This window comes from Aeromonas sp. WP2-W18-CRE-05 (assembly GCF_014168615.1).
GTDB classification, from domain to species: domain Bacteria; phylum Pseudomonadota; class Gammaproteobacteria; order Enterobacterales; family Aeromonadaceae; genus Aeromonas; species Aeromonas caviae.
Genome location: NZ_AP021917.1, coordinates 3,989,456 through 4,010,729, shown reverse-complemented (window position 1 = coordinate 4,010,729; position 21,274 = coordinate 3,989,456). Strand labels below are relative to the sequence as shown.

The 21,274-nt window shown below is 60.9% G+C and carries 14 protein-coding genes; 5 read left to right on the top strand and 9 right to left on the bottom strand.

Going from position 1 to position 21,274, the window contains the following annotated elements; genetic code table 11:
• Positions 1-38: 38 nt before the first annotated feature.
• The 3 genes from H7R73_RS18645 to H7R73_RS18635 all read right to left on the bottom strand — a co-directional run bounded on the left by H7R73_RS18645 (position 39) and on the right by H7R73_RS18635 (position 2,403).
• Entirely contained in the window at positions 39-674 is a 636-nt protein-coding gene (locus tag H7R73_RS18645) for an SDR family oxidoreductase (RefSeq protein ID WP_103259589.1), read from the bottom strand.
• A 127-nt stretch (positions 675-801) separates the two neighbouring features.
• Positions 802-1,656: a DnaA ATPase domain-containing protein gene (locus tag H7R73_RS18640; protein ID WP_103243669.1), complete on the bottom strand. Its 855-nt coding sequence runs from the start codon at positions 1,654-1,656 to the stop codon at positions 802-804.
• A gap of 72 nt (positions 1,657-1,728) precedes the next feature.
• A complete protein-coding gene (locus H7R73_RS18635) occupies positions 1,729-2,403 on the bottom strand; it encodes a DnaT-like ssDNA-binding domain-containing protein (RefSeq protein ID WP_039041329.1) in 675 nt (224 codons plus the stop codon).
• A gap of 275 nt (positions 2,404-2,678) precedes the next feature.
• Here H7R73_RS18635 and H7R73_RS18630 point away from each other — a divergent pair, with 275 nt between their 5' ends.
• Positions 2,679-3,650, top strand: coding sequence for a response regulator (locus tag H7R73_RS18630; protein WP_029314797.1), 972 nt, complete (start codon positions 2,679-2,681; stop codon positions 3,648-3,650).
• A gap of 70 nt (positions 3,651-3,720) precedes the next feature.
• Here the strand turns inward: H7R73_RS18630 and H7R73_RS18625 are convergent, their stop codons facing one another.
• The 3 genes from H7R73_RS18625 to H7R73_RS18615 all read right to left on the bottom strand — a co-directional run bounded on the left by H7R73_RS18625 (position 3,721) and on the right by H7R73_RS18615 (position 6,655).
• On the bottom strand, positions 3,721-5,118 hold the full coding sequence (locus H7R73_RS18625) for a peptide MFS transporter (protein ID WP_041212400.1): 1,398 nt from the start codon (positions 5,116-5,118) through the stop codon (positions 3,721-3,723).
• Positions 5,119-5,331: 213 nt separating this feature from the next.
• Complete coding sequence (gene galU, locus H7R73_RS18620) at positions 5,332-6,243, bottom strand: UTP--glucose-1-phosphate uridylyltransferase GalU (RefSeq protein ID WP_010675542.1); 912 nt, start codon at positions 6,241-6,243, stop codon at positions 5,332-5,334.
• A 94-nt stretch (positions 6,244-6,337) separates the two neighbouring features.
• Positions 6,338-6,655 (bottom strand): ComEA family DNA-binding protein, encoded by a 318-nt coding sequence (locus tag H7R73_RS18615; RefSeq protein WP_103259590.1) that lies wholly within the window; start codon positions 6,653-6,655, stop codon positions 6,338-6,340.
• A gap of 166 nt (positions 6,656-6,821) precedes the next feature.
• Here H7R73_RS18615 and cysQ point away from each other — a divergent pair, with 166 nt between their 5' ends.
• Positions 6,822-7,592 carry a 3'(2'),5'-bisphosphate nucleotidase CysQ gene (cysQ, locus tag H7R73_RS18610; RefSeq protein WP_103259591.1) on the top strand — a complete coding sequence of 257 codons (771 nt, stop codon included), beginning with the start codon at positions 6,822-6,824 and terminating at the stop codon, positions 7,590-7,592.
• A gap of 63 nt (positions 7,593-7,655) precedes the next feature.
• On the opposite strand, the gene H7R73_RS18605 is transcribed toward cysQ, so the two are convergent.
• The 3 genes from H7R73_RS18605 to H7R73_RS18595 form a co-directional block, all read right to left on the bottom strand.
• Positions 7,656-7,952: a YciI family protein gene (locus tag H7R73_RS18605; protein WP_010675539.1), complete on the bottom strand. Its 297-nt coding sequence runs from the start codon at positions 7,950-7,952 to the stop codon at positions 7,656-7,658.
• Between the two features lie 24 nt (positions 7,953-7,976).
• Complete coding sequence (locus H7R73_RS18600; RefSeq protein WP_103259592.1) at positions 7,977-8,528, bottom strand: septation protein A; 552 nt, start codon at positions 8,526-8,528, stop codon at positions 7,977-7,979.
• Between the two features lie 105 nt (positions 8,529-8,633).
• The gene (locus tag H7R73_RS18595; protein WP_103259593.1) at positions 8,634-10,139 is read right to left on the bottom strand and encodes an aminotransferase class V-fold PLP-dependent enzyme; all 1,506 of its coding nucleotides are present in this window, start codon (positions 10,137-10,139) and stop codon (positions 8,634-8,636) included.
• Positions 10,140-10,330: 191 nt separating this feature from the next.
• Between H7R73_RS18595 and trhA the strand changes: the two genes are divergently transcribed.
• From trhA to H7R73_RS18580, 3 genes are all read left to right on the top strand, one after another.
• A complete protein-coding gene (gene trhA / locus H7R73_RS18590; protein ID WP_039041319.1) occupies positions 10,331-10,963 on the top strand; it encodes a PAQR family membrane homeostasis protein TrhA in 633 nt (210 codons plus the stop codon).
• Between the two features lie 121 nt (positions 10,964-11,084).
• On the top strand, positions 11,085-12,746 hold the full coding sequence (locus H7R73_RS18585) for a putative transporter (protein ID WP_010675535.1): 1,662 nt from the start codon (positions 11,085-11,087) through the stop codon (positions 12,744-12,746).
• A 222-nt stretch (positions 12,747-12,968) separates the two neighbouring features.
• A complete protein-coding gene (locus tag H7R73_RS18580) occupies positions 12,969-21,209 on the top strand; it encodes a retention module-containing protein (protein WP_103259594.1) in 8,241 nt (2,746 codons plus the stop codon).
• Positions 21,210-21,274 lie beyond the last annotated feature (65 nt).

Genomic DNA, 21,274 nt, shown 5'->3' with positions numbered 1-21,274 from the left:
GTCAGCCCTCGGGCTGACCGTGTTGCCATTCACAGGGATCATGGCTGATTCAGACCCGGATCGCCGATGGCATAGATCTGGCCGCACGCCTCCTGGTCGGTGAGCAGTTGCAAACCCCGTATTGCCACATCCTGGCGCCTGACCAGGCCATGCCTCTCTTGCCCCTGGCTCAGGATGGCCTGACCCGTGGGCTCCCCATCCTGCAACCCTGCGGGGCGTAAAATGGTCCATGCCAGGGGGCTTGTCTGCAGCCAGCTTTCCGCCAGACTCTTGAGGCGTACCTCGTGTCCGAAGGCGGCGCGAGCCCGCTCGGGCAGGTATTGCCAGCTGTCGCCACAACCGAGGGAGGTGACCAGCAGCAGGCGGCTGAGCCCGGCGCACTCCATCTCGTCGATCACATGGCGGTTGCCCTGATAATCCACCGGTGCACTCTGGCGAAAGCTGCCGAGGGTGGAGACTACCCGGGCATCCCTGCCCGCCAAGCGGCAAGCCTGGGCCACGGCCAGGGGGGCCAGGGCATCTCCGATGACGACCTCGACTCCCAGGGTATGCAGCTCGCTGGCCATGTCGGCATGGCGCACCAGGGCAACGACCCTGTGACCCAGTTGCAGTGCGTGGTCGGTGAAAGCGCGGCCCAGTCCGCGACTGGCACCGAAGATGAGTGTGGTTGGCATGACAGGCCCTCTCGAACAAAAGAGCAAGCCTAGAGCCTGGATGGCTCTCTGTAAATGAGAGTGGTTTTTATTTGTGAGGTGCAGGGGATATGAAGGGCCGGACATCAGGGACGCCGGCCCGACGGGATCAACCGTTGTAATGGCCGATGCTGGGACGGCGGCTGGGTCCGCTCAGGTGGATGTCCACCGGATTGAACGCCTTGATCGCCTCATAGCTGAAATCACCGATGGCCTGATGCAGGCTCTGGGGGCTGTGGTTGGTGATGATGATGACGCTTTTGGACAGGTTGCGACGACGGCGCAGCAGGTGGCCGAGGAAGCTGGACTGACTCTCGGCCATCTTGGCGCGGTTGGCCGCCACCTCGTCGATGATCAGCAGGTCCACCTCTTCCAGGGCGCGGCGGTACTGGTTGCGCTCCTCCTGATCCTGGATGACGTTGAAGAAGAGCCTGTCCACGATGGAGGCCCACTGCTGGAAGATCACCGACTTCTGGTGGCGCGCGATCAACTCGTGGGCCACGGCACCCGCCAGGGTGGATTTGCCGGTGCCGTAATCGCCGTAGATCAGCATGCAGCCCCCGCCGCTCTTCTCCCAGTGCTCGAAACCGCTGATGAAGTAGCGGGCTGTCTCGATGGGGTATTGCAGGGCCGGGTCACCGGAATCCATCTTGTCGAAGATCCAGTCCGGATTGAGGTCGGCCTGGGCGATCAGCTTCTGGATCCGCTCCTGGCGGGCGGCCTTCTGCAACTCGCGCACTTCGGCATTGGCCTTGGCGTCGTACTCCTTGCGCAGGGTCTCGTAGTCGTACTGGCTGCCGCCGGTTGCGGCCCGCAGTCGGAGAATACGTTCCTGCAGGCTGCTGACGTGACGCTTGAGCTCGGGATCATGAGCCCGTTGCTCCTGTCTGGCCTTGGCGATTTTCTGGCGTTTGGCCTCGATCTCTTCCAGTGCCTGGCGCATCGGGTCGTGCGGATCTGTCATGGAATTCTCCTTCTGCTAGGGCTGTGGCTGGATGGGCAGGGGGTCAATAGTGCACTTCGTGGCCGCCTGGTATCAATCATTCTCCGGCTCCTGAGCTTGTGCCAGCCGTTTGGCCTCATCGATCATCTCTTGCGCCCGGCGGCTCGGGCCAGCCTCTACCGGGGCTGGCGCGACCTGCTGGTACCCGGTGACCACGGTCGCCGGACGGCGGGCGTAGCGCCGACTCTTGAGGGCCCGAATAAATTTCAACATCCACTGGTGCTGGGAGTCGAACACCTCGGGGCGGCCGAGCCAATAGGCGATGAACTCCCCGAGATCCTCTTCGCTGTAGCTGGCATCGATCACCCCGCACAGGCGTGCGAGAGCAGGCAGTTCTTCGTCCGGACGCCACTGCAGGTGCATCTGGAACGGGCGTGCCGGCAGAGGGCTGCGCACCCGCTGGCTCAGCAACGGCAACTGGAAAGGGCACTGGTGGTAGTGCTCACTGTCAGCCTGGGCCTCGACCTGAAGCAGTTCGGCCTCCATCAGCTCGTCGAGCAGTTCGGTCAGCTGGCGAGCGTTGACCTGATAGCTGAAACCACCGGGATTGCCCGGATCGACGACAGCAAGTGCCCTGCCAAGCTCGGGATAGTTGAGTCGGGCCAGCCGATTTTCCAGCACCAAGCGGCGCAGTTGCAGGGTATAGAGGCTGCGGGCCGGATGGGAGAGTCTGGGATGGGCGAGGGCGCTGTATTCGGCTGGCGTCATGGTCTGCTTCACGATCTGGAGTGGAGGGCATTATCCCTCATGGCGGTGCCTCATACAATTCATGGTGCCGACCTGCGAGAGAACGGCTGCCGGGTGACGGTTGCCGACCATCTCTGCGCATGGGGGCGAGCAAAATAGTCGGACCATTTCAAACGCTTGGCAGATACCAAGGCCAGCCCGGCTCGCTGCTCGACAATATTGTGTGGCGGTATCCAGCGCCCATGATCTAGTCTTAATGCTCAAATAACCATTTGACTAATAAGAGCTTTGTCAAGATGTCAAAAGCCGGACTACGGATCTTGGTGGTAGAAGACGAAGCGGTTTTTCGCCACTCACTGGTATCTTATCTCGAGCACGACGGGGCCTGCGTCTTTCAGGCAGAAGACGGGATTGAGGGGCTCTCTGCCGCAGCGCTCTATCATCCCGATGTGGTGTTGTGTGATCTGAACATGCCGAACATGGATGGTCATGAGGTGATTGCCTGCCTCACCGCCCGCTATCCACAGGTGCCCGTCATCGTCATCTCCGGTCAGGATCAGATGGCTGCGATCGAGCGTGCGCTGCGGGCGGGGGCCAGGGACTTCTTCATTAAACCGGTGAATGACTATGAGCAGATCCGCCGCAGCATCGAGCAATGCCTGACAAACCTCGGGCATCAGAGCCAGCAACTGGAGCTGATGGAGCACATCGACTTCTTCCGTGGCCACGATCTGGCGAGCAGCCGGCTGCTCGCCTGGCTGGCCCCCCCTGGCATGCAGGAGTGGGGGCCCTGGCAGGTCACCTTTGCCGGCATGGGCAATCTCTTCATCCCGGATACCTTCAAACTGGACGACAAGCTGCTGGTACTGGTGATGGAATTGCCCATCCTCGGTGTGGATGCGGCCTTCTGTGGTGCCTTGGTGCGATCCCTGATGAACGGCCCCTATCGCCAATACCAGCAACAGGAGAGCCTGCTGTTGACCCAGCCACACCGATTGCTGGATTACCTCAATCTGCAACTGCTGGAGTCGGGCCTGCGTCACTCCTTTGCCATGGCGGCCCTGCTGTTCGATCAGGAAGATGGGCTGCTTTTTGCAAATGCCGGGCTCACCTCACCTCACTGGTTGATGCGTGCAGGGGGGTTGCCGCTCGGCTTGATGCGCAGCAGTCGCTACACGTTGCACAGGCGAAGCTGGCACGAGCCCTTTGATCTGCAGTTTCGCAGTGACAGCGGCAGCGCCCTGACGATGCAGGTTCGTCACCACTGACGCAGTGAAGTGAACCCATGCAAACAGGGCGCCCATGGGCGCCCTGTTTGGTCTCTGCTGTCCTGACCGGTCAAACGGTCGCGGACTGCAGTTTCTGCTCTTGTTCTTCGGGCTCTTTGGCCGGGCCTTCGGCACCGTGCATCCAGTAGACCAGGCGGTTGGCCATGGTCAGCAGGATGAGGGCGCTGATCACGGCGGCCAGTGCGATGCCACCGAAGATGGCCATGGCACCGGACTCGCCGACGAAGGAACCGATGAAGCCGGCGGCATAGTTGGCCAGGGCCACGAAACCGAACCAGGCACCCATCATCAGGGAGGCCAGGCGCAGCGGAGCCAGCTTGGTCACCATGGAGAGACCGATGGGAGAGAGGCAGAGCTCGCCCAGGGTATGGAACAGGTAGGCACCGACCAGCCAGAACATGGAGGTCTTGACGGCCTGATCACCACCTTGCTCCAGCACGGCACCGATCATGAACAGGAAGCCGACGGCCAGGAACAGCAGGCCCATGGCGAATTTCACCGGGGAGTTCGGCTCTTTCTTGCCGAGCTTGATCCAGATGGCGGCCACGACAGGGGCCAGGGTGATGATGAAGAAGGGGTTCAGGGACTGGAACCAGGCGGTCGGCACTTCGAAGCTGCCGATCATGCGGTCGGTATACTCCTGGGCATACAGGTTCATCAGACCACCGGCCTGCTCGAAGCCGGCCCAGAAGATGATGGTGAACAGGCCCAGTACCAGGATCACCTTGATGCGATCCACTTCCTGTTTGGTCAGGGGTGCTTTTTGCTCCTTGGAGCGCTGCAGGGCGGCACGCTGGGCGGCGGGCACACGGCCGATGTCGCCAAGGAAACGCTGGGCCATGGTGGCCTGCACGACCAGGGAGAGCAGCATGCCGATACCGGCGCTGACGAAGGCGGCTTGCCAGCCATAGGCTGTGGCGGCGGCGCCGCAGATCACGCCGGCCAGCAGGGAGCCCAGGTTGATGCCCATGTAGAAGATGGTGAAGGCGCCGTCACGACGGTGATCCCCTTCTTTATACAGGTCACCCACCATGGTGGAGATATTCGGTTTGAACAGGCCGTTGCCCACGATCAGCAAGCCAAGGCCGGCATAGAAGACGGTGTTGACCATGTCAGGGAACATGGCGTGAGGCAGTGCCAGGGTAAACTGGCCGGCGGCCATCAGCACGGCACCGAACAGGATGGCGCGGCGCTGGCCCAGGAAGGTATCGGCGAGCCAGCCGCCGATGATGGGGGTGATGTAGACCAGACCGGTATAGATGCCGTACAGCTTGAGGGCGTCGGCCTGGGTCCAGCCCATGCCACCGTTGGCGGTCAGGTCGGTCAGATAGAGGACGAGCACGGCACGCATGCCGTAATAGGAGAATCTCTCCCACAGTTCGGTACTAAAGAGCAAAAAAAGCCCTTTAGGGTGACCTAAAAAGGTCCCTTTGGACGGGTTATTCATTGGAACTTCCACCTGTGTCTTATATTTTTTTAGAAATTTTATGCAAGGGCTAGGAACAAGCCTTAATCCTTATAGAACAAGCGACTTTAAATTACAATATTATGATTTAGCGATATTTTATCTATCAATGGTTGAATATTTGTTTATAAAATGAAAAAGGGCATCGAATGATGCCCAGTTTTTTATTCTGCTTATCTTGTAAATATTCAGAGATTACAGCTCTTTGGCAAACTGCTTCAGCCAGCTGGTGAATTCTTTGCTGAGTTCCCGATGGCGCACGGCGTATTCCACATTGGCCTTCATATAACCGAGCTTGCTGCCGCAATCGTGGCTGCGTCCCTTCATGAAGTAGGCATTGACCTGCTCCTTTTCCATCAGCATGGCGATGGCATCGGTCAGCTGGATCTCGTCGCCGGCGCCGGCCGGGGTTTTTTCCAGCAAGGGCCAGATATTGGCCGAGAGCACATAGCGACCGACCACGGCCAGGTTGGACGGGGCTTCATCCCGGGGCGGCTTCTCGACGATGGCCTGCATCGGCAGGGACATGCCTTCGCTCAGGGCCTCCCCCTTGATGTCGGCGATGCCGTATTTGTCCACTTCGCTCTCGGGGACGGCTTCCACCATGATCTGGCTGATCTGCTCCTCTTCGAACAGATGCACCATCTCCGCCAGGTTGTCCTGCTTCAGATCGCTGGCCACCTCGTCGATGAGCACATCCGGCAGCAGCACGGCGAAGGGTTGATCCCCGATGAGGGGGCGGGCACACAGTACTGCATGGCCCAGGCCTTTTGCTTCCCCTTGACGCACGTGCATGATGGTCACGTCTTTGGGACAGATGTGCTGAACCTCTTCCAGCAGTTGGCGCTTGACCCGCTTCTCCAGGGTCGCTTCCAGCTCGAAGCTTTTGTCGAAGTGGTTCTCGATGGAGTTCTTGCTTGAATGGGTCACCAGGATGATCTCCTTGATGCCGGCGGCGATGGCTTCGCGCACCACATACTGGATCAGCGGCTTGTCGACCACGGGCAGCATCTCCTTGGGGATGGCCTTGGTGGCGGGCAGCATGCGGGTACCCAGACCGGCAACGGGGAGAACGGCCTTGCGAACAACGAGCGGTGTCTTTTTCATGGAGTGAGTCCGAAGATACAAAGTGGGCTCATGATACCCGAAGAAAAATAGGGCAGCCACAGGCTGCCCTTGGGATGACAGGGATTCAAACCGGTTACTTGACGATAATCATGTCCCGGTTTGCTTCCAGCGTGGCAGGTCCGATGCCACTGACGTCCGCCAGTTGATCGACGGAGGTGAACTTGCCCTGCTTCTCCCTGTGGTCGATGATGGCCTGTGCCTTCTTCTCGCCAATGCCCTTCAGGGCGGTGAGCTCGTCGGCACTGGCGGTATTGAGATTGATCTTGCCGCTCTCCTTGACTTGGGTGGTGGCCACAGGCTTGGTCGCCGCCTTGTCGGCGGCCAGCAGAGGTTGGCTCAACAGGGGGAGGCAGCCCAGCAGCAGTGCGGCGATCAGGGTCTTCTTGTTCATGTTTCACATCCTTATGAATCTGCCTTAGTGGCATATTTATCATTAGCTGTGTTGCGCCACTTTTTGTCTGTCAGTTTTGACACTGTATAAGTCAGTGCAAACGGCTATAAGCCGAAGATACTCACTCGGTTACACTGACCAACCCTTTGAGCGAGAACTCTTTTCCATGTATCTACCCGCCATTTCCGAACTGGAGCCCATCGCCCGCGCCGCCGGTGAGGCCATCATGTCCATCTATAGACAGCCCTTTGCGGTGGAGTACAAGCAGGACGAGAGCCCGCTGACGGCGGCGGACAAGGGGGCCCACGAGGTGATCGTTCAGGCGCTGGCGAGTCTCACTCCCGATATCCCGGTGTTGTCGGAAGAATCCTCCCCCGAGGTGATGGCTGCGCGACTCGGCTGGTCCCGCTACTGGCTGGTGGATCCTTTGGATGGCACCAAGGAGTTTGTCTCCCGCAACGGCGAGTTCACGGTGAATATCGCCCTGATTGAACAGGGGACCCCGCGCTGGGGGCTGGTCTATGCACCGGTACTGGACAAGCTCTGGTATGGGGGCAAGGGGATTGGCGCCTGGCGTGTGGCCGATGGCAGGCACGAGGCCATCCAGACCCGCCCTCATGACGCTGGGCAAGTGTGGCGCGTGGTGGGCAGTCGCAATCACCTGTCGCAGGAAACCCTCGAGTATCTGGCCCGTTTTGGCGAACTGGAGCGAGGCGAGATCGAGCTGGTTTCCATGGGCAGCTCTCTCAAGTTTTGCATCATTGCCGAGGGGGAGGCCGAGCTTTACCCGCGGCTCGCTCCGACCTGCGAGTGGGATACGGGGGCAGCTCAGGCGGTACTGGAAGGGGCGGGGGGCAGCGTCACCCAGCTCGATGGTTCGCCGCTTTGCTACAACAAGCCTGATATCCTCAATCCCTGGTTTGTGGCCAGGGCATGAGTCATCATCGGATACGAAAAGGCCGGACAGTGTCCGGCCTTTTTCTTGTCAGCCTCGATGGGCTCAGAAGACTTTCTTGAACGGTTTGATGGTCACCCTGGCGTAGACCCCTGCCGCGACATAGGGGTCCGCATCGGCCCAGGCCTGGGCGTCGGCCTGGCTGGCAAAGTCGGCGATGACGGTGCTGCCAGTGAAGCCCGCATCGGCCGGATCCTCGGCATCGATGGCCGGGTTGGGGCCGGCCGTCAGCAGGCGGCCCTCATCCTGCAAGGCTTGCAGGCGGGCCAGGTGGGCAGGGCGTGCCAGCTTGCGCTGGGGCAGGCTGCCCGCGACATCTTCGGAGTAGATCAGATACCACATGGAACAATCCCTTTCTGGTTGCGGTTATTTTTTCTGTTCTGCGTTCTGCTCGGCCGGCATGTGGCGATAGAGATAGACGCCACTGAGCAGGGTGAAGACCAGGGTCATGCCCAGCAGGCCGAACACCTTGAAGTTGACCCACATCTCCTGGGAGAGGTTGAAGGCCACGTAGAGGTTGAGCAGACCGCACAGGGTGAAGAAGCTGACCCAGCCGAGATTGACGTTGTCCCAGACCCGGTCGGGGGCTTGGAGCTCCTTGGCCAGCATCTGCTTGATGAGGTTCTTGCCAAAGCCATAGCGGCCGATGAGCAGGGCGAGGGCAAAGAGCATGTTGATGACGGTCACCTTCCACTTGATGAAGGCATCGTCGTGGAAGAAGACGGTGAGGCCGCCGAAGAAACCGACCAGCACGAAGGTGAACAACTGCATCTTCTCGACCCGGCGATAGCGAAGCCAGCTGTACAGGAGTTGCAGGCCGGTGACGACCACCAGGGCGCCAGTGGCGGTGTAGATGTCGTAAAACTTGTAGACCGCGAAGAAGACGATCAGGGGGATGAACTCGATAAACTGCTTCATGCTGGGCTCTAACCTCAAAATTTCACTCAGTGTACCTGCCCGTCAGACAACGGCAAATGAATAAGACCGTCCATTCTGCAGGCAGTTCCTTCCCGGGGCGGCGGGTTACTCGAACAGCTGGCTGGCAATCTGGTTGCCAAGGCGCACCTGATCGTCCAGCAATGCGCGTATGTCTGCTTCCTCGATGAGAGGGTTGAGCAGGACGGCACGCAGCAGTGTGAGCGGTTGCTCGCCATAGCGGGAGACTGCGCGCTGGGTGCGTGAGACGAAGCTGCGCCCTTCGGCGCGCTGGGCTTTTTGCAGGGCGACGTTGAAGAGATTGATCTGTTCGTTGGCCGCCACATCGGGCTCCTGACCTTGCAGGTGGGGCGGAATGCACCGGTAGGAGAGCAGGTTCATGACAGGTGCCGACATCAGCTCGAAGGCGGGGCTGGCGTCGATGAGCGCAGCCATTCGCCGCGCCCTGTCGTAGTTGGCGTCGATGAGTTGGGCATAACCCTGCTGTCCCAGCATCTGGAAGGCGGCATCCAGATAGAGCGCGTTGGCGGGACGGGTCCCCTCCAGAGTGAAGCGCCCCTGATCGAAGGAGGTGGCGCGGATGGCGTAGGGAGCCTCGCGCTTCACCGTCATCATCAGGTCCGGTTGGCGGCAGAGCAGCATGCCGGTACCGAGCGGGACCAGCAACTGCTTGTGACCGTCAAGGGTGACGGTATCGGCGTGCTCTATCCCCGTAAGCAATCCCTGATAGCGGGGCGAGAAGAGGGTCGGACCACCCCAGGCCGCGTCCACGTGGAAGTGGATTTGCTCGCGCCGGGCGATGGCGGCCAGTTCCGGCAGCGGGTCGACGGAGCCAAAATCCGTGCTGCCAGCCACGCCGACCAGCGCCAGCACCTTGAGCTTCTGCTCCCTGCATTGTTGAAGGGCCTGTTCCAGTGCCGCCAGACTGAGCCGGTTGTGCTCGTCGGTGTCGAGACGCCAGACGCTGCGAGCCCCGAGTCCCAGCAGGTCCATCCCCTTGTCGAAGGAGTAGTGCATCAGCCGCGAGCCCAGAATGACGGCGCCGCGATAGCCCTGCTCGGCGAGGGCGAACAGGTTGTCGCCACAGGCCCGGTTGCGGGCCAGCCAGAGAGCGGTGACGTTGGCGATGGTACCGCCACTGGTCATGACGCCGAGGGCCGCATCCTTGGCATGCATCTGGGCTGCATAGAAGGCGTCGTCCTGGCGGTAGACCAGACGGTGCAGTTTGGCCAGCACTTCCCGTTCCAGAAAGCTCAGCAAACGGGAGGACTCCATCTTCATCGGGTTCTGGTTGAGCATCACCAAGAGCCGGGAGAGCTCGGCGGTGAAGGCCGGCAGCGGTGCCGTCATGTGTCCCATGTAGCGGGGAGAGGTGAGGTGCGATGCCCCGGGTACCAGGGTGGCGAGCCGTGCCAGATAGTCCCGGGGAGAGATGCCGGTGGCGGGCATGCACGACTGATCGAGCTGGTGGGTGAAACTGCCCCGCTGATAGGGGGCCTGACTGTCGTCGGAATGATGGAAATGCTCCAGCAGGGCCGTCATGGCCTTGCCGAAATCAGGATCCGGTTGTGTAAACAGTTCAGTGAGCTTCATCGGGTTCTCCAGACCAGATTGTCGGGCAGACGCGGCCATCCGCATGGGCGGCGTCGGCGGCAGAGCATACACCAAAGGGGCGGGGGGCACAGCCATCTCTGGCCCTCCCTCTCCTCGCCCCTTTATTTTCAGCTAACACTTGTAGCCTGAAACGTCGGCCGCTAGAGTGGGCCGGTAATGGATTGGAGGTAATGATGGATGTGACGGGGTACTCCCCACGGGAAGAGTGGGCGAATCGCCTCAGCCATGGGCTGGGGCTGCTGCTGGGCGGACTGGGACTGGTCTTGCTGCTGCACAAGGGGTGGGATCAGGGGCCCAGGGTACTGCTGAGCTACGGCGTCTACGGTGCCAGCCTGGTATTGCTCTATCTCGCCTCGACGCTCTATCACAGCGTGAGCTCGGTGGCGGCCAGACGCTGGAGCAAGCTGTTCGATCACTGCGCCATCTATCTGCTGATCGCCGGCACTTATACCCCCTTCCTGCTGGTGGCGCTCGATACGCCGCTGGCGCAAGGACTGATGGTGGTGATCTGGGGGCTGGCCCTGGCGGGGGTCGTGTTCAAACTGATCTTCATCAATCGCTTCAAGAAGGTGTCGCTATTTACCTATCTGATGCTGGGCTGGCTGTCGCTGGTGGTCATCTACCAGCTCTATCTGCATCTGGATGGTACCGGGCTCCTGCTGCTGGGGCTGGGTGGTCTCATCTACAGCCTGGGAGTGATCTTCTATGTGGCCAAGCGCATTCCCTACAACCACGCCATCTGGCACCTGTTTGTGCTGGGGGGCAGTCTGTGCCACTTCATGGCCATTTATGGCTACATCTGATGGCTAACCCTTAATTGGTATTTTTGTGCTCATGAAAGCCTGAATTCGTGCGGCACCCCACAGTTGCCCCCTTCGTTTGCTGACAAGCTAGTGCCAGTTCAGTTTGGAAAGGATGCAAACGATGAGTGAGATCGCGCTTTCCATCAGCATGCTGTCGCTGGTGGCAGTGCTGGGGCTCTGGCTGGGAAACTGGCGGGTCTATGGCGTGGGTTTGGGTATTGGCGGGGTGCTGTTCGGCGGCATCATAGTGGGCCACTTCGCCGGCTTGTCCGGGTTGAAGCTGGATGAGCAAACACTTCATTTTATTCAGGAATTCGGCCTGATCCTGTTCGTCTACACCATAGGCATCCAGGTCGGTCCCGGCTTCTTCTCCTCCTTGCGCAGTTCGGGCCTCAAGCTCAATGGCTTCGCGGCCCTGCTGGTTCTGCTCGGCTGCCTGGTGGCGGCAGCGTTGCACCAGCTGTTCGATGTACCGTTGCCGGTGATCCTCGGGGTCTTTTCCGGGGCCGTGACCAATACCCCGTCCCTGGGGGCTGGCCAGCAGATCCTGGCGGAGCTCGGGGCGGATCCTGGATCCACCGGCCTGATGGGGATGGGCTATGCGGTGGCCTACCCGTTCGGGATCTGCGGCATCCTGCTCACCATGTGGCTCATCCGGATGTTCTTCCACATCAAGATCGAGGAGGAGGCGGTCGCTTTCGAGCAGCAGGCTGGCAAGACCAAGGAGAGTCTGCAAACCATCAACATTGCCGTGCGCAATCCCAATATGCATGGCCTGATGCTCCGCGAGATCCCGAGTCTGGACGAGGCGGACGTCATCTGCTCCCGACTCAAGCGTGGCGACGAACTGATGGTGCCAAAGCCCGACTCGCGCATCGAACTTGGCGACCTGCTGCACCTGGTGGGGGAGCGCCATGCCCTGCACAAGGTGCTGCTGGTGCTTGGAGAGGAGGTAGACACCTCCCTCTCCACCCGCGGGACCGATCTGCGGGTCGAGCGGGTGGTGGTCACCAATGAGCAGGTGCTCGGCAAGCGGATCCGCGATCTCGACATCAAGCAGAAATACGATGTGGTCATCTCGCGCCTGAATCGGGCCGGCATCGAGCTGGTGCCGACCAGTCAGACCAGTCTGCAGTTCGGTGACATCCTGAACCTGGTGGGGCGGCTCGATGCCATCGAGGCGGTCACCAGCGTGGTGGGCAACGTGCAGCAGAAACTGCAACAGGTGCAGATGCTGCCTGTCTTCATCGGTATCGGGTTGGGGGTATTGCTCGGATCCATTCCCTTCTACCTGCCGGGATTCCCGGCGGCGCTCAAGCTGGGGCTGGCAGGGGGACCGCTGGTGGTGGCGCTCATCCTGTCTCGTATCGGCAGCATCGGCAAGCTCTACTGGTTCATGCCGCCGAGCGCCAACCTGGCGCTGCGGGAAATAGGCATAGTGCTCTTCCTGGCGGTGGTGGGGTTCAAGTCCGGGGCCGGCTTCATCGACACCCTGATCAACGGCGACGGTCCCGCATGGATGATGTACGGTGTGGCAATCACCCTCATCCCGCTGCTGCTGGTGGGTGTGCTGGCACGCCATTATGGCAAGCTCAACTACCTCACGCTGTGCGGTCTGCTGGCCGGCTCGATGACGGATCCTCCCGCTCTGGCATTTGCCAACGGCATGCACCCTACCAGTGGCGCCAGCGCACTCTCTTACGCGACCGTCTACCCCCTGGTGATGTTCCTGCGGATCATCTCGCCCCAACTGCTGGCCATCCTGCTCTGGGCCGGTGTCTGACACCTCACAAGACGGGAGCCGATGAGGCTCCCGTCTTCGTTTTGTCACAATTGATGCTATTGATTTAATTAATTTTATTCATCTTCGACGTCCCTTCGTTTTCACCCCGAAACCCGGCTTCATTTCGGTCTGTTCATTCGATTTTTCTCACTGGTTTATGGCCTGATAAACGGGCACATTGGAGGCTGGAGCAATATGCCCTTCGATATTTCAGGAGAAACCATGAGCAATCAGCGCATCGTATTGGATCAGGATGTCGTCGTTACCCACTTGCAAGGCAAAATGTATCTGGTCGCCGCCGACGGGAGCCAGAGACTCGTTGCAGAAGGCGATGTACTGCCCAAGGATGCGGTATTGCTTGCGCCCGAAGGAGCCAGCTTCCAGGGAGGGGAGACTACGTTCACCCTGGGGTCCGGCGAGCGCCCCGAAGAGGGTGACGCCGTGCTGGCGAACGCGGGTACGCCCGATGACATCGCCGCCTTGCAGCAAGCGATTCTGGACGGAACCGACCCCACCAAGGCATTCGAAGCGTCGGCGGCGGGTGGAGCCCCGGCCGCAGGCAATGCGGGGGGCGTGGCTGGTGCCAGCGGCAATGGCGGTTTCGTCACCATCGATCGTACCGGTGATGCAACCATCTCCAGCGCAGGCTTTGACAGCGCGAACCCGGCTGACGCGGCGCCGCTGGTGGATGCGCAAAGCAGTGAGGATGAGCTGGTCGACCTCACCGCTCCCGTTATCACCGTCTCTGCCCCCGACAACACCAACGATCGGACGCCGACCCTGACCGGTACCACGGATGCCCCCGCTGGCAGCACGGTGACTCTGGTGGTGACCGATGCCAATGGCAATCAGCAGACCCTGACCGCTACGGTGCAACCGGATGGCAGCTTCAGCGTGGATGTCACCACACCTCTGGCCGAAGGGGGCTATCAGGTGACGGCCTCCGTGACCGATCCGGCCGGTAACACCGGCACCGCGACCGATGATGGCAGCGTGGACAGTACCGCGCCCTCGGCGCCACAAGTCGAAATCCAGGACGGCGCGGACAATGTCATCTCCGCCAACGAGCGCGAAAATGGGATGGATGTCATCATCCGGCTGCCGGGCGATGCCAAGGCTGGCGATCGTCTCGATGTGGACTGGAACGGTGATGGCGTGCCTGACTCCAGCAGAATTCTGACGACTGACGACATCGGCCGTACCCAGGTCTCCCTGACCATCCCCACTACGGATCTGCCAGTCAACGGCCCCATCACTGTGGATGCCACCCTGACCGACCTTGCGGGAAACACCTCGCCCAAGGGGACCGACAATAGCGTGGTGAATGCCGCGCCTCTGCCGGGGGACGACCAGTTCACCGTGGCGGAGGATGGCACCGTCACCATCAATGTGCTTGGCAACGACACGGATGTGGATGGTGATCGCCTCACCATTACCGCCATCAACGGCCAGACCATTGCCGAAGGTGGCTCGGTAGCGATCAGCAATGGCTCCGTCACCCTGAGCAATGGCCAGCTGATCTTTACGCCGGCCCCGGATTTCAATGGCAGCATCGCGTTTGAATACACCATCACCGATGGCCTGAACAGCGCCACAGGTGGGGTGACGGGGACTGTTACGCCTGTCAACGATGCGGCTGTCATTACCGGCACCGACACCGGTGGCGTGGTGGAAGACGAAACCAACCCGATCCTGACCGAGACTGGCACCCTGAGCGTGACCGATGTGGACGGCGCCGATGAGGCCAAGTTTGTGGCCGGCAACGGCACCCCGAGTGCGGGTGCATTGGGCAGCCTGACCATCACCGAGACCGGTACCTGGAGCTACAGCGTCGACAACAGCAAGGTGCAGTACCTGGGCGAAGGTGAGACCAAGGTCGAGACCTTCACCGTGCAGAGTATGGATGGCACGCCGCACATTGTGACCATCACCATCAACGGCACCGACGACGTGCCGACGCTGAAACCGGATGTGGGCAGCGTGACCGAAGACCGCAATGTGCAGCCGGGCAACCTGCTGCAAGCCAGCGGCACGCTGGCGGCCGGCACCGGCGGCGACGCCGGTGAAGACAAGTTCATCGCGGGCACGCTCGACGGCAAGTACGGCCAGCTGGTGCTGGGCGCGGACGGCAAGTGGACGTACAGCGCCGACAACGGCCAGGCGGTGATCCAGGGGCTGAAGGCGGGCGAGACGCTGACCGACACCCTCACGGTGACCAACGCGGACGGCAAGACCACCACCACGGTGACCATCACCATCAACGGCACCGACGACGTGCCGACGCTGACGCCGGATGTGGGCAGCGTGACCGAAGACCGCAATGTGCAGCCGGGCAACCTGCTGCAAGCCAGCGGCACGCTGGCGGCCGGCACCGGCGGCGACGCCGGTGAAGACAAGTTCATCGCGGGCACGCTCGACGGCAAGTACGGCCAGCTGGTGCTGGGCGCGGACGGCAAGTGGACGTACAGCGCCGACAACGGCCAGGCGGCGATCCAGGGGCTGAAGGCGGGCGAGACGCTGACCGACACCCTCACGGTGACCAACGCGGACGGCAAGACCACCACCACGGTGACCATCACCATCAACGGTGCCGACGACCAGTCGACCATTACCGTGACCGGCACGGACAAGGACGCTGGCGCGGTGACCGAGGACGTGGACACCAACCCGGCAGAGGCGGGGGTCCAGCTGACCGTGGGTGGTCATCTGACCATCAGCGACGCGGACCAGAACGACAAGCCGGCATTTGACACCACCAAGGTGGGCGCACCGCAGGGCGCGCTGGGCAGCCTGACCATCACCGAGACCGGTACCTGGAGCTACAGCGTCGACAACAGCAAGGTGCAGTACCTGGGCAAAGACGAGAGCAAGGTTGAAGTCTTTACCGTGTACGGCAAGGACGGCAGCAGCCATCAGGTGACGATCACCATCAACGGTGCCGACGACCAGTCGACCATTACCGTGACTGGCACGGACAAGGACGCTGGCGCGGTGACCGAGGACGTGGACACCAACCCGGCAGAGGCGGGGGTCCAGCTGACCGTGGGTGGTCATCTGACCATCAGCGACGCGGACCAGAACGACAAGCCGGCATTTGACACCACCAAGGTGGGCGCACCGCAGGGCGCGCTGGGCAGCCTGACCATCACCGAGACCGGTACCTGGAGCTACAGCGTCGACAACAGCAAGGTGCAGTACCTGGGCAAAGACGAGAGCAAGGTTGAAGTCTTTACCGTGTACGGCAAGGACGGCAGCAGCCATCAGGTGACGATCACCATCAACGGTGCCGACGACCAGTCGACCATTACCGTGACTGGCACGGACAAGGACGCTGGCGCGGTGACCGAGGACGTGGACACCAACCCGGCAGAGGCGGGGGTCCAGCTGACCGTGGGTGGTCATCTGACCATCAGCGACGCGGACCAGAACGACAAGCCGGCATTTGACACCACCAAGGTGGGCGCACCGCAGGGCGCGCTGGGCAGCCTGACCATCACCGAGACCGGTACCTGGAGCTACAGCGTCGACAACAGCAAGGTGCAGTACCTGGGCAAAGACGAGAGCAAGGTTGAAGTCTTTACCGTGTACGGCAAGGACGGCAGCAGCCACCAGGTGACGATCACCATCAACGGCACCGACGATGCACCTACCCTGAGTATCGACAAGGGGGCCGTGGTCTCCGAAGAAGGGCTTGCTGGCGGCATTACCGATACGGCAGGCAGCAGCGATACCACCGACAGAGTGGCCGCCAGCGGCAAGATCACGGTCGGCGATGTTGACAGCCATGATACGCTTACCATCAGCCTGAACGGACCGGCCGGGCTGACGTCCGGTGGGGCCAAGGTCCAGTGGAGCTGGGATGCGGGCAGCAAGACGCTGGTCGGCTACACGGGGGCGATTGACGGCGCCGATTACAAGGCGGTGGTTGAGGTCAAGCTGACGGCACCCAATGCCAGCGGCAAGGGAGAGTGGACCTATGACGTGACCCTCAAGGGCCCCCTCGACCACGGGGATACGACCTCGGAAGACAAGCTGTCGTTCCAGCTGGACGTGGAAGTCTCCGATGGCAGTGGCGTCACCAAGGGCAAGCTGGATGTCAGCGTCGAGGACGACTCCCCCATTGCCGGCAACAGCGATGCCGTTTCCGTGGTGAAGACCGATATTCCGAATGTGCTGACCGGGCTCTTCGACCTGACCAAGTACAGTGGCAACCAGAGCACCCTGAACATGGCGGGCTTTACCATCAGCGCCCTGGGCTTCAAGTCGGCAACCGATTCCTCACTGGTAACGGCGGATGTCAACGGCTCCAGCTCGGGGCTGGGGGTGGCCAGCGGTGCTGCGCCTTACCACAACCTCGCCAACGAGATTGACTTCCGTCACTTTGCCGACGGATCGTCCGCCTCCGAGCAGCTGATCGTCAGGCTGGATGCGGGCAAGGTTGCCTACGGCGCCAACATCAAGTTCAGCAAGATGTTTGGCGGCGAGCTGGAGAGCGGGGTCGTGGAGTTCTATCGCGGTGGTGTGCTGATCAGCACTCTGGTATTCAACTCCAACGCATCGGGTGGGGAGTTCAACCAGAACTTCCAGGTGCAGCAGGGTGGCTTCGATACCATGGTGATCAAGGCGACCAACAACGGCAACACCAATACCTCCGACAACAGCGACTTCACTGTACAGAGCATCGAGTTCCTCGGTGCCAACACGGCGCAGGCCATCGCTTATGGTTCCGGCACCGTGACCCCGCAGTGGGGGGCGGACGGCAAGGGCTCCATCGGGCTGGTGCTGGACCCGGCGACCTTCGAGAATGGTCTGCGGACGGCTTCCGGCTCAGCCATCGCCATCACCGCCAGCGGGGCCAATACCCTGCTCGGGAAGGATGCGGGCGGCAACCTCGTCTTCAAGCTGGAGTTCACGCCAGCCACCGGCAAGTGGGAGTTCTTCCAGTACCAGCGCATGTCCAAACCCCTGGGTGATGGTGACATCGACTTCCAGATCTGGGTGGTGGATGGTGACGGTGACGCCAGCATTGGCTCCTTTGCCACCAAGCCTCTCTTCACGCCGCTGGTTCAGGGTGTCTCCAGCGAGAGCGTGACTGAAGGGGGCAACCTGTTGCACAAGGTCACCTTGTCCGATGCGACCCAGGAAGCGACCGAATACGATTTCGCCATTCGCGGATCGGGCAACAACCCCGCCTCCAACCAGGACTGGGGCAATGCCCAGTTCAGCAACGGCGTGACTTACAACAGCACTACCGGCAAGATCACGGTACCGGCGGGCGTGACAGACTTCACGGTGACCATCCCGACGGTGAACGATCGTCTGGTCGAGACGAACGAGACCCTCTCGGTGACCATCGGTGGTCAGAGCGGGACCGGTACCATAGTGGACAACGATCGGGCGCCGACGGCGGCTGGCGGCCACAGCGTCGGTGCCGAAGATCAGCCCCAGGTCCTGACCTGGGCCCAGTTCGGTGCCAGCGACGATCAGGACGCGACTGATCTCGGGGTGCAGATCAACACCCTGCCGCTGAACGGTACCCTCGAATACCTCAATGCGGCTGGGCAGTGGGTTGCGGTGCAAACCGGATCCCTCATCTCCTATGCCGAGGTGAACGCAGGCCATCTGCGCTTCGTGCCAGGTCTGAACGAATCGAGCATCCATGCCGCCAGCGGCAACGGCGCCGTGGTCGGCAACATGAAGGGCGACTATGCCAGCATCGGCTATCAGATAAGCGACGGTGCCAACCTCAGCAACGGCAGCAAGCTGGTGATCGACGTGGCGGCGGTGGCTGACAAGCCGACCGTCAACCTGAGTCTGGTGGGCAACGGTATTCCCCTTTACAACCTGAGCTTCCCGAGCGCGGGGATCACCACGGGCCAGTTCCAGTCCGGCAGCTTCGACAAGGGGGCTCTCGGGATCACCAAGACCCTGACCGATAGCTCTTCTGGGCAGGATCAGGTCAATGGCACCAGCGGCAACGACTACATCGTGAGCCAGAAGGGAGGCGGCGACAGCCTGGTCGGCAACCAGGGGAATGACATTCTGGTGGGCAGCGATGCCATCCAGGGCGATTCCCTCTACGGCGGTGAAGGCAACGACATCCTGGTCTCCGGTCTTGGCAATGACGGCCTCTATGGCGGGACTGGCACGGATATCGCCGTGCTGCCCGGCAATCGTGCCGACTACTCCATCAAGAAGGGGGAGGGTTATTCGAACAACGACAAGTGGTTCGACTTCGTCGTGTTCGAGCGGGGCGTCGGGGTGACCAAGGCCCTGCACGACATGGAATATGTCCAGTTTGCAGACGGCATCTACCAGATCAACCAGACTACGGGTGAGCTGACCCTGGTTCCGCCGACCAAGGTGGATTACCCGGTCGAGCTGACGGCCTCCCTCACCGACAGGGATGGCAGCGAGGTGTTTGACAGCCTGGTGCTGAGCGGCATGCCCAAAGGCTCCGAGCTCTACAAGGGCAGCCAGCTGCTGGGTACCGTCGGGGACGATGGCAAGCTGACCTTCACCGCGTCGGACAAGCTGTGGAGCAGCAATGCACTGGATCTGAACCTGAGCGGCCTGACTCTGCGGGTACCGGGTGACAAGGCGGGCCTGGTCAATCTCAAGGTCGATGTCATCGCCAAGGAGGTCGGGACCGATCTGACCAGTACCGCGACCGATGACGACAGCATCCGCCTGAGCTACTTCAACGCCACCGAAGGGGAGCCGGGGGACCAGAACCGGACCTATGGCAGCGAGCACAATATCGTGGTGGGGGATCTGGATGGCAGCGTGATGCTGCCGGGCCAGAACTACAACCTCGCCTTTATGGTCGACAGCTCCGGCAGTATCGGCAGTGACGCCATGGCGACCATCAGAACCCAGCTGTCCCAAGTGTTTACCAGCCTCAAGAACTCTGCGGGGGCAGCCGGTGCGGGCAAGGTCAATATCTTCCTGGTGGACTTTGATACGTTGGCCAACAAATCGGTGAGCGTGAACCTCAAGGATTCGGATGCGTTGACCAAGTTGCAGGCGATCCTCGACAGCATGGATGGCAGCAAAGACAGTGGCGGCGGGACCAACTATGAAGATGTGTTCCAGACCACGGCCAACTGGTTCAACAGTTCGACCGCACAAGGTAATACGAATGCCAAGAACCTGACCTATTTCATTACCGATGGCAAGCCGACCTTCTATCTGGACAGTGAGGGAGGCAATCCGATCGTCAATGATAAGTTCTGGGATGATGATGTTCGTCTTAACACGGTGCTTAAGGGCAGCTATGTGGCGGGCAAAATCTATAACAATGATGGGAAGACCATCATTGATGCTCAGGGCAGGGTCTACTCCTACGACTGGCGGGGTACCCAGAGCACCATCGGAGCCATGCGACCAGATGGTAAAGGCGGTTACGTATACTGGTCTCTTGGCGGCAATGGGCAGGACTCCTCTGACACAACCATCACCAACTCGGTAGCTGGCTTCGGCCTGCTGACCGGCATGGGAGTGACCGTCGAGGCGATCGGACTGGGAGCGAATATCTCCTATAACGACCTCAAGTCTTATGACTCCGATGGCGTTATCAAGACAGGGGTCAATGCCTCCGATCTCGCCAATGCCATCCTGGGGACGCCGGTCAGCAACCTGCCCGGCGCTGACAGGCTGGATGGCGGTGCGGGCGACGACATCCTGTTTGGCGACGCGGTACGCTTCACCGGCATCAGCGGGGAAGGGTATGCGGCCATCAAGCAGTATGTGAGCGGCAAGCTGGGGGCCGGGTCGGTGACCGATGCCCAGGTGCACGCCTACATCACGGATCACGCCAGCGAGTTCGATCAGTCGTCGGCCAATGACAAGGGTGACACCCTCCTCGGCGGTGATGGCAATGACATCCTGTTCGGTCAGGGGGGTGATGACTTCCTGTACGGCGGTGCCGGCAACGACACCCTGTTCGGTGGTAGCGGCAACGACACCCTCTATGGGGAGAGCGGCAACGATCGCCTCTATGGTGGCAGTGGCAACGACACCCTCTATGGCGGTACCGGCAACGACATATTGAGCGGCGGGCTGGGCAACGACATCCTGATCGGGGGGGCCGGCAACGACATCCTCATGGGGGATGCAGGTGCCGATACTTTCACCTGGCTGAAGGGGGATACCGAGGCTGGCAAGGTGGCCAAGGACTACATCGTCGATTTCAGCAAGTCGGAAGGGGACAAGCTGGATCTGAGCGACTTGCTCGACAGCGATGGCAGCAAGAGCGAGAGCTCCCTGAAGAGCCTGCTCTCGGTGTTCCAGGACAGCGAAGGGGTGCACCTGCAGGTCAAGGAGAGCAGTGCGGCGCCGGTGACCCAGGAGATAGTGCTGATGAACCACACCTTCGACACCCTGACGGGCGGTTCAGGGACGACTGCCAACCAGGTGATCGACTTCATGTTGCAAAACAACATGTTGGATATCAACAAGTAACAGCCAAGCGGGCTGGACAAAAGCGGCAGAGCAATCTGCCGCTTTTTTTTATGGGGGATTTTCGG